Origin of the sequence: uncultured Pseudokineococcus sp., from assembly GCF_947499845.1 — a bacterium.
GTDB lineage: Bacteria > Actinomycetota > Actinomycetes > Actinomycetales > Quadrisphaeraceae > Pseudokineococcus.
The window spans coordinates 1-7,584 of record NZ_CANMPM010000035.1 but is presented as its reverse complement, the minus strand read 5'-3'; the positions used below and the strand labels follow the sequence as shown (position 1 = coordinate 7,584).

The 7,584-nt window shown below is 77.5% G+C and carries 5 protein-coding genes; 2 read left to right on the top strand and 3 right to left on the bottom strand.

What is annotated here, in order from left to right; translation table 11 throughout:
- Window positions 1–113: 113 nt before the first annotated feature.
- Window positions 114–974: an RNA methyltransferase gene (locus Q0789_RS16345; RefSeq protein WP_366917775.1), complete on the top strand. Its 861-nt coding sequence runs from the start codon at window positions 114–116 to the stop codon at window positions 972–974.
- Window positions 975–1,128: 154 nt separating this feature from the next.
- On the opposite strand, the gene Q0789_RS16340 is transcribed toward Q0789_RS16345, so the two are convergent.
- From Q0789_RS16340 to ppc, 3 genes are all read right to left on the bottom strand, one after another.
- Window positions 1,129–1,686 (bottom strand): YbaK/EbsC family protein, encoded by a 558-nt coding sequence (locus Q0789_RS16340; RefSeq protein ID WP_298807046.1) that lies wholly within the window; start codon window positions 1,684–1,686, stop codon window positions 1,129–1,131.
- A gap of 37 nt (window positions 1,687–1,723) precedes the next feature.
- Complete coding sequence (locus tag Q0789_RS16335; protein ID WP_298807045.1) at window positions 1,724–2,305, bottom strand: GXWXG domain-containing protein; 582 nt, start codon at window positions 2,303–2,305, stop codon at window positions 1,724–1,726.
- Window positions 2,306–2,526: 221 nt separating this feature from the next.
- Window positions 2,527–5,451, bottom strand: coding sequence for a phosphoenolpyruvate carboxylase (gene ppc, locus Q0789_RS16330; RefSeq protein WP_298807044.1), 2,925 nt, complete (start codon window positions 5,449–5,451; stop codon window positions 2,527–2,529).
- A 171-nt stretch (window positions 5,452–5,622) separates the two neighbouring features.
- On the opposite strand from ppc, the gene Q0789_RS16325 reads away from it, so the two are divergent.
- Window positions 5,623–7,185: a DHA2 family efflux MFS transporter permease subunit gene (locus Q0789_RS16325; RefSeq protein WP_298807043.1), complete on the top strand. Its 1,563-nt coding sequence runs from the start codon at window positions 5,623–5,625 to the stop codon at window positions 7,183–7,185.
- Window positions 7,186–7,584: the final 399 nt, after the last annotated feature.

Here is a 7,584-nt window from a genome sequence, read left to right as displayed (position 1 = left end):
CCCGGTGGGGACCAGGGGTGCGCCCGAACCCTGCCTGCCTGGGGCCCGGACAGGAAGAAGGTGCACCAGTGAGCGGGGGACTGGGCGGGGGGCCCGTGCCCGACGGCGTCGAGGTGCCGCCCGGCGTCGTCGTCGACCGCGTCGAGGACGCCGCCGACCCGCGCCTCGGCGACTACACCGGCCTCACCGACGTCGCGCTGCGCCGCGTCCGCGAGCCCGCCGAGGGCCTCTACATGGCCGAGTCGAGCACCGTGCTGGAGCGAGCGCTCGAGGCGGGCCACCGCCCGCGCTCGGTCCTGCTCGCGCCCCGCTGGCTGCCGGACCTGCTGCCGCTGCTGGCCCGGCACGGCGTCGGCGCGGACGGCGGGCCGCCCGTCCCGGTGCACGTCGCCGACGAGCCCCTGCTCCGCGCCATCACCGGCTTCCACCTCCACCGCGGCGCCCTGGCATCCATGCACCGGCCGGTGCTGCCCGCGCTCGACGACGTCCTCGCCGGGGCCCGTCGCGTCGCGGTGCTCGAGGACGTCGTGGACCACACCAACGTCGGCGCCGTCTTCCGCTCCGCCGCCGCGCTGGGCGTCGACGCCGTCCTCGTCTCGCCGCGCTGCGCCGACCCGCTCTACCGGCGCTCGGTGCGCGTGTCGATGGGGACCGTCTTCCAGGTGCCCTGGACGCGCCTCGAGCCGTGGCCCGGCGGCCTGGACCTCCTGCGCGGGCGGGGCTTCGCCGTCGCCGCCCTGGCGCTCGCCGACGACGCCGTCAGCCTCGACGACCTCGCCGCCGACCCGCCCGAGCGCCTCGCCCTGCTGCTCGGCACGGAGGGGGACGGCCTGTCCCGCGGGGCGGTCGTCGGCAGCGACGTCGTCGTGCGCATCCCCATGGCGGGCGGCGTGGACAGCCTCAACGTCGCCGCCGCCAGCGCCGTCACCTTCTGGGCGCTGCGGGCGCCCGGCTTGCCACCCGGGATGTCGTAGCCCTCGTCCGTCGTGAGGTCCCGAGATTCGGACTTCGTAGCCTTCCTCCGTCGTGAGGGCCCTCCTCCGCGGACTTCGTGGCCTTTCCCCCCGCGCGGGGCCCCGAGCGACGACGGCGTGGTCCTCCTCCGCCGAGCTCCGCGCGCGTCGGGGCTCAGGCGGGGCGGCCGAGCCCCTCGTGGACCTCCGCGCCGGGCAGGCGCGCCAGCAGGGCGCCGGGGAGGGCGAGCTTGGACCGGCGGACGCCGCTGCCGACGACGGCGCGGGGGAGGCCCGCCACGGCCCCGTCGACGAGCACGCGCCACCCGTCGGGCAGGCCGACCGGGGTGATGGCGCCGAACTCCATGCCGGAGGCGCTGACGGCGTCCTCCCGAGCGAGGAAGGACGCCTTGCGGACGTCGAGCGCGCGCTTGACGAGGCCGTTGACATCGGCGCGGTCGGTGCCGCGCACCAGGGCCGCCGCGACGCGCTGCTCGCCGTCCCGCCGTCCGCCGACGAGCACGCAGTTGGCCGACTCCTCGAGCGTGACGTCCGAGGACGCCACCAGGGCGGCGGTGTCGGCGACGTCCGGGTCGATCTCCGCGACGAGGACCGTCGCGGCGTCGTCCGCCGGGAGCTTGCGCAGCGCGGCGGCGACGGGCTCGGCGAGCAGGTCGGGACGCTCCAGCGCGGGCGTCCAGGCCAAGGGCTGCTCCTGCGGTGTCTCGCTCACGGTCGCCACCGTAGGTGCCGCTCTGCGGCGGGCCGCGTCAGGTACGGCCCCGGCCCCGACCGAGGTGCGGGCCCGGACCGTCGTCGGCGCGGCCCTCGAGCGGCCGGCCCTCGCGGTGGAGGGCGAAGAAGAACGGCCGCTCGAGGCCCCGCGCGTCCATGAGCCCGAGCAGCCCGCCGTCGTCGAGCGCGCGGAGGTGGTCGACGACCGGCAGCGCGTCGTAGAGCATCGCCGCCGACGTGACGCCCCGGTGGCGCACCGGACGCAGCCGGGCCCTCGGGCGCCGGGTCCGGCGCAGCGGCAGCGCCCGGCGCGCCGCGGCCGCGACCCGCTCGTCGTGCAGGAGCCCGCTGGCGCGCACGACGAGCCCGACCGGCACGCCGGCGGGGTCGACGGCGAGGGGCTCGCCCCCCGCGCGGGCGGAGAAGAGCAGCGGGTGCGCCGCGTCCGCGCCGTCGAAGCGCTTGCCGTGCCAGCGGAGGAGCTCGAGCAGGCCGTCGAGCGGGTGGCCCGTGGGCACGCCGGTGCCCCGCCACGCGCCGAGGACGTCGTCGACCTCGACCGCCGGCAGGGCGTCGAAGAGCGCCAGAGCGTCCTCCGTCGTCCGCACGCCCGCCATGCGTGCGCCACGTCCGGTGCCGTCCCCCGTCACGACCCTCCCTCCTGCCGTCCCGGCACTCTGTCGACACCTCGCCCTCCACGGGCCTCCATGACGGCGATGTGTCGACAGAGTGCCGGGAGGAGGCCACGGAGAGGGGCGATGTGTCGACGAGGTGCGGGATCACGACCGCGCCCCCCGACGACGTGTCGACGGGGGGCGCGGCAGGGGGGCGGTGCGGGTCAGCCGGTGTTGCGCATGCCCGCGGCGATGCCGTTGATCGTCAGCAGCAGCGCCCGGCGCAGCACCGGGTCGACGTCGTCGCCCGCCGCGCGCGAGCGCTGCAGCAGCTCGACCTGCAGGGCGTGCAGCGGGGCCAGGTAGGAGTCGCGGAGCTCGAGGGTGCGGCGCAGCACCGGCGAGGCCTCGAGCAGCTCGGACTGCCCCGTGACGGCGAGGACCTCCTCGGTCGTGCGCGCGTGCTCGGCGCGCAGGTCGTCGAGCAGCGCCGCCTGGCCCTCGTCGCAGAGGGTGTCGACGTAGCGCTGGGCGATGGACAGGTCGGTCTTGGCCAGCGTCATCTGGACGTTGCCGAGGAAGCTGCGGAAGAAGGGCCAGGTCTCGTACATCGCCCGGAGCTCGTCGGTGCGCCCGGCCTCGCGCGCCGCGGCCAGCCCCGAGCCGACCCCGAACCACCCGGGCACGTTGATCCGGCTCTGCGTCCAGCCGAACACCCACGGGATGGCCCGCAGGTCCTCCAGCCCGCCGGTGCCACCGGGGCGGCGGGCCGGCCGCGAGCCGATGTTGAGGTGCCCGAGCTCCTCCACCGGCGTCGCCGCGAGGAAGAACGGCACGAGGCGCTCGTCCTCGACGAGGCCGCGGTAGCGGTCGCGGCCGGCCGCGGCGACGACGTCCATCGTCGCGTCCCAGGAGTCGAGCACGGAGCGGTCGACGACGGGCGCGCTGCGCAGCACCGACGCCTCGAGCACCGCCGAGAGGGCGACGTCGAGGTTGTGCACGGCGAGCCCGTGGAGCAGGTACTTGTCGGAGATGACCTCGCCCTGCTCCGTGACCTTCATGGCGCCGTCGAGGCTGCCCGCGGGCTGCGCGAGGATCGCCTCGCCCGTCGGGCCGCCGCCGCGGCCGACCGACCCGCCGCGGCCGTGGAAGAGGCGCAGCTGCACGCCGTGCTCGCGGGCGACGTCGCGCAGCGCCCGCTGGGCGCGGTGGATCTGCCAGCGCGAGGCGGCGATGCCGCCGTCCTTGGAGCTGTCGGAGTAGCCGAGCATGATCTCCTGCACGTCGCCCCGGGCGGCCACGAGGCGCCGGTAGGACGGGTCGGAGAGCAGCGTGCCGAGCAGCGGGCCGGCCGCCTCGAGCTCGGTGATCGTCTCGAAGAGCGGTGCGAAGCCCACCCGCGCCACGGCCGGGGCGTCCGGGTCCGCGGGGAGGTCGACGAGGCCCACCTCGCGCCCCAGGACGGCGACGGCGAGGAGGTCGTCCACCCCCTTCGTCATGGAGACCACGTAGGTCTCGACGGCGTCGTCGCCGAAGCGGTCGAGCGCCGTGCGCACCGTGCGGAAGAGCTCCACGACCTCCGCGGCCGTGCCCTCGACGGCGTCGAGCGTGGCCGCGCTCGCGAGGGGGCGACCGCCGGCCAGCTCGGCCGACAGCAGCGCCCGCCGCTGCTCGCGGTCCATCTCGCCGTAGGGGCGGTCCGCGGCGCGGGCCCGGTCCACCAGCGCCTCGAGCGCGGTGTGGTGGCGCTCGGAGTGCTCGCGCACGTCGAGCACCGCGAGGCCGAGGCCCGTGGCGGCGGCGGTGCGCAGGGCGCGCGCCACGACGCCGTGGGCCACGAGCTCGCAGCCGTTCTCGACGAGGGAGCGCTGGACGAGCTCCAGCTCGTCGAGCAGGTCGCCGACGCCGGCGTAGTCCTGCCCCGGCACGTGGGCGCCGCCCGCCGTCAGGCGCCGTCCCGTCCCCTCCAGACGGGCGCGCACGTAGGAGAGCTTGAGCCGGTACGGCTCCTCGCTGTTGAGGCGGTGCCGCAGCTCCCACACGCCTGGCAGCTGCTCGCGGTCGCGCTCCAGGCTCTCGCGCAGCTCGTCGGAGACGGCCACCACCTGCGTCGAGGACGCGAGCTGGACGACGAGCTCGTCGACGAGGCGCAGCAGGACCTCGACGCCCGTCTGGTGCTGCTGAGCGAGGACGTCGAGGGTCACGGACGGCGTGACGTTGGGGTTGCCGTCGCGGTCCCCGCCCACCCAGCTGCCGAAGCGCAGGGGGCGCGCCCGGCCGCCGAGCTCGACGCCGAGGCCGCGCAGGCGGCGGTCGAGCTCGTCGAGGAGGTCGGGCATCACCGTCGTGGCGAGCGAGGAGAGGTAGTACAGGGCCGAGCGCGCCTCGTCGGCCGGCTGCGGGCGCTCCACCCGCAGCTCGTCGGTCTGCCAGAGCAGGTCGACGAGCTCGACGACGCGGCGCTCGTCGGCCTCGACGTCGGCGGCGCGACGGCGGGGGTCGCCGCTGCGGTCCAGCGCGGCGGCCGTGCGGGAGAGCAGGTCGAGCACCGAGCGCCGGCTGGACTCGGTGGGGTGGGCGGTGAAGACGGGCCGCAGCTCCATGCGGTCGACGACGGCCTGCAGCTGCTCCCGGCTCACCTCGCCGGCCTCGAGCGCGGCGGCCAGGCGCGGGACGGTGTGGGCGAGGCCCGCGCCCGGGCGGCTCGCCAGCTCCTGCGAGCGGTGGAGCTGCTCGGTGATGTTGGCGAGCTGGAAGTAGGCCGTGAAGGCCCGCGCGAGGACGACGGCCGTGCCGTCGTCGACGTCGGCGAGGACGCGGCTGAGCTCGGCGCCCTCGTCGGGACGGCGGGCCAGGTGGCGCACGCGCTCGACGAGCGCGAGGAGGTCGGCGCCCTCGTGCCGCTCGAGCGCCTCCCCGAGGAGGGCCGCGAGACGGCGGACCGACGCCCGCAGCTGGGCGTGGGCCTCGTCGGAGGAGACGCCGTCCACGGCGGGCGCCGCGGCGGCGGCGCCGCCGACCCGCGCGTCCTCGGCCCGGTCGCCGTCCGTCTCGGGGGTCCGGACGTCTCCGGTGCCTGCGCTGCTCGACCCTATGCTGCTGGACCGGGGGCTGCTGGACCGGGTGCTGCTGATCGGGGCGCTGCTCATGGGGCTCCTCGGGTGCGGGGCCCGACCGCCGCGCCCGCGTGCCGGGGCGCGCCGGCCGCGCCGGGTCCGGGTGTCGGCGCCCAGTGTGCTGCAGGCCACACCGGGGCGGGGGGCGGCGTCCGCCAGGCGGCGCGGCGGCCCGGGGCCACGACGCGGACCTACCCTCCGGAGGTGAGCTCCCGCACGCCCCCGCCGCAGCCCGTCGGGCCCGGTGGGGTCCCCGACCACCACGGCACGGGTCGACGGGGCACGGGTCACCGCGGCACGGGTCACCACGGCACCGGCCACCGGCGCGGTCGCCCCCGACGCCCCGCCGCGACGGCGCCCGCGGGCGGCCTGCGGGCCGGGACGGCGCAGGGGAGGGCGGTCCTGCTCGTCCTCGTCCTCGCCTCGGGCATGGCGTTCCTCGACGGCACGGTCGTCAACGTCGCGCTCCCGAGCATCGGCGCCGACCTGGGCGCCGACGTCGCCGGGCTGCAGTGGACCGTCACCGCCTACCTGCTCACCCTCTCCTCGCTCATCCTCCTCGGCGGGTCGCTGGGCGACCGCTACGGGCGCCGCCGCGTCCTGCTCGTCGGCGCCGTCGCCTTCGCCGTCGCCTCGGCCGGGTGCGCGCTCGCCCCCGACGTGCCGACGCTCGTGGCCGCCCGCGCCGTCCAGGGGGTCGGCGGCGCGCTGCTGACGCCGGGCGGCCTCGCGGTGCTGCAGGCGAGCTTCGCCCCGCAGGACCGGGCGCGGGCCATCGGCACCTGGTCCGGGCTCACGGGCGTGGCGGGCGCCGCCGGCCCGGTCGTCGGGGGGTGGCTCGTGGCGTGGGACTGGCGGGCCGTCTTCCTCCTCAACCTGCCGCTGGCGGCGGCCGTCGTCGTCCTCGGGCTGCGGCACGTGCCGGAGTCGCGCTCGCCCGAGCGGGCGCCGTCCCTCGACGTGCCGGGAGCGGTCGCGAGCGCCGTCGGGCTCGGAGGCCTCACGTACGCCCTCGTGGCCGGGCCGGAGGGCGGCTGGGGCGCGCCGTCGCTCGTCGCGGCGGCCGTCGGCGTCGTCGGGCTGGCGGCCTTCGTCCTGCGCGAGCGGCGGACGCCGCACCCCGTCGTGCCGCCGTCGCTCTTCTCGTCACGGGTGTTCACCGTCGTCAACGTCGGCACCTTCGCCGTGTACGCCGCCCTGTCCGGCGTCATGCTCCTGCTCGTCCTGCAGCTGCAGGTCTCGCTCGGGTGGAGCGCGCTCGCGGCGGGCGCCGCCATGGCGCCCTCGACGCTGCTCCTCCTGCTGCTGTCGGGGCGCTCGGGGGCGGCGGCCGCGCGGACCGGGCCGCGCCTCCCGCTCGTCGTGGGCCCCCTCGTCGCCGCGGTCGGCGTGGCGCTGCTCGCGGGGGTCGGGCCGGGGGACACCTACCCCGTCGACGTGCTGCCCGGCGTCCTGCTGCTCGGGGCGGGCCTCGTCATCACCGTCGCGCCGCTGACGGCCACCGTGCTGGCGGCGGCGCCGGACGCCCTGTCCGGCACGGCGAGCGGGGTCAACAACGCGGTCGCGCGCTCGGCGGGCCTCGTCGCCGTCGCGGCCCTGCCGGCCGTCGTCGGGCTCACCGGCGCCGCCTACGCCGACCCCGCGCTGCTCACGCCCGCCTACCGCGCCGCGACGCTCGTCTGCGCCGGGCTGCTCGCCCTCGGCGCCCTCGTCGCGCTGGTCGGCGTGCCGGGCGGTCGCCTCGACGACGTCGCGCCGCGCGACTGACCGCCCCTGCCCCTTCGGGGGCGATGTGTGGCCATGTCGTCCCGGAACCGCCCCCTCGAAAGGCGATGTGTGGCCATGTCGCCCCGTCCCCGCTCCTCCCCGGGGCGATGTGTGGCCATGTCGTCCCGGATCCGCCCTTCGGGGGGCGATGTGTGGCCATGTCGCCCCTGCGCCGCACCGTCGGTGAGCGCAGTGCTGCCCTGCCGACAGCGTCCAGGCCGGAGAGGCACGCGTCGCCGTCGAGCCCGCCGAGCTCGCCGCGGCTCGCGTCGGCGGGGGTCGTAGGGCGTCACGGCCGCACGTCGCCGTCGGGCGGCGCTCAGGGGGGGTGTCCCTATGAGGTTGGTCAAGCCGCGCGGGCGGGGCGGGGCTCGTAGAGGGTGGCGTTGCGGAGCATGG